This window comes from Streptomyces sp. FH025, from assembly GCF_017427025.1.
GTDB lineage: Bacteria > Actinomycetota > Actinomycetes > Streptomycetales > Streptomycetaceae > Kitasatospora.
Window position 1 is genome coordinate 1 of the sequence record NZ_JAFLNG010001047.1, and the last position, 1812, is coordinate 1812.

General features: G+C 76.6%; 1 protein-coding gene and 1 pseudogene. Both read right to left on the reverse strand.

The window, feature by feature from the left end:
* A pseudogene (locus tag J0670_RS37115) lies at window positions 1–870 on the reverse strand (hypothetical protein); the annotation flags it as partial.
* Between the two features lie 59 nt (window positions 871–929).
* The coding region (locus J0670_RS37120) for a MoxR family ATPase (RefSeq protein ID WP_207817184.1) at window positions 930–1812 on the reverse strand (883 nt) is incomplete at its 5' end.

A 1812-nucleotide genomic window follows, 5' to 3' on the forward strand; every position in this document is an offset into this window, starting at 1 on the left:
GCCGTCGGTGAGCACGAACAGGATGCGGCGGCCGTGCGGGTCGGCGAGCGGGCGGGACCAGGTGCGGCCGGAGGCGGCGGACGGTGGGTCGGCAGGTGATGGTTCGGTGCTGCTGCGGCGGCGGCGCCGGCGGAACGGGGTCAGGCGCGGGACCGTACGGTCGGTGTCCAGCGACCAGGTGCGCACCTCCGCGAAGGCGCCGTGGCGTTCCAGCAGGGTGGCGAACTCCCCGGCCAGGTCGTGCCAGACGGCCATGGTGGCGCCGCTGTCCACCAGCAGGTCGACCGAGTACCTGGGCCGGGCCCGCTGCCAGACCGGCAGCAGTACGCCGGCCTCGGCGGTGGCGGCGGCCGTCGCCGCCTCGTCGAGGTGGAACTGCCGGAGGCCGCCCGGGCGTTGGCGCAGCGGTCGGCGCAGCGGCCGCAGGGCGCGGGCGATGGCCAGGGCGCCGGGCAGCGCGGTGGGGCGGGTGACCTGGACGACCTCGGCGCCCACGGCACCCGCGCCGGCGGCGCGCCGGTCGCCGCCGCCGTCGTCGTCGCCGTCGAAAGAGGCGCGGCGGGAGTGCAGTTCGACCTTGGGGACGGGCTCGGGGCCGGGGTCGCCATCCGGCTCGACGCCGGGTTCCGGGCGCGGAGGACCGGACGGGTACGGGCCATCGCCCGGCCGCCCCGGCGGCGGTTCCACGGGCTCCCCCGGCTCCCCCGGCTCCGACGGGGCCGCCAGTGGCACCGGATCGGCGGCGGGTACGGGCGCGAGACCGGCGAGCCGGGAGATCCACAGGGCGTCCGCGAGGTCCTGCGGCCGTGGAGCACCGTCCACGGGCGCGACCAGCGCGGCCAGCGCCTCCCGCAGCGCCGACCGCGTCACCGCGCCGTTCGCTCCATCCGCCCGACCGTCCACCCCGAAGCCGCCCACCCGCCGTCGCCTCAGCTCTCGTTGAGCGGGCGCAGCAGGACGTCGTGGATGACGCCGCGCCCGGGTCGGCTGCCCCACAGGCCGCGTTCGGCCATGAGCAGGGCGTTGAGCAGCTGGTCGTTGGCCAGTTCGGCGCCGTCCTCGCGCTGGCGGCGCAGGAACTCGGTGATGAGCTCGGCGCGTTGGGCGCCGTCCTCCGAATCGTCGGCGCCCAGGTGGGCGGCGACCATCGCGGCCAGTCGGTCCTCGGTGGGCGGCTGGATCTCCAGCCGGACGCAGCGGCGCAGCAGGGCCGAGGGGAACTCGCGTTCGCCGTTGCTGGTGAGGACGACCAGCGGGAAGTCGGCGCAGCGCACCTGGCCGCCGCGCACGACCGCGGTCCGGCCCGGGTCGGCGGTGGCGACCTCCTGCGGGCCCGGTCCGAGGCGCTGCAGCTCGGGGATCTCGAACTCGCCCTCCTCGAAGACGTTCAGCAGGTCGTTGGGCAGGTCGATGTCGCTCTTGTCGATCTCGTCGATGAGGACGACCCGGGGCGTGCGCCAGGGCAGCAGCGCGGTGCCGAGCGGGCCGAGGCGCAGGAACCGGCCGATCTCGGGTGGCTGCCGCTCGCCGCCGTCCCGCGGGGCGGTGAGGCCGGCCTCGTGGAGGCGGCCGATGGCGTCGTAGGCGTAGAGGCCGTCGCGCAGGGCGGAGCGGCTGCTGATCGGCCAGCGCAGGACGGGGCCGAGGCCCAGTTCGTGCGCGACCGCGTAGGCGAGGGTGGACTTTCCGACGCCGGGTTTGCCGGTGATCAGCAGCGGGCGGCGCAGGTGCAGGGCGAGGTTCACGAGGTGGATCTCGCGTTCGTCGGCCTGGTAGGCGGTGGCCTGCCGGGTGCGGCCGAGGCGGCGGGCG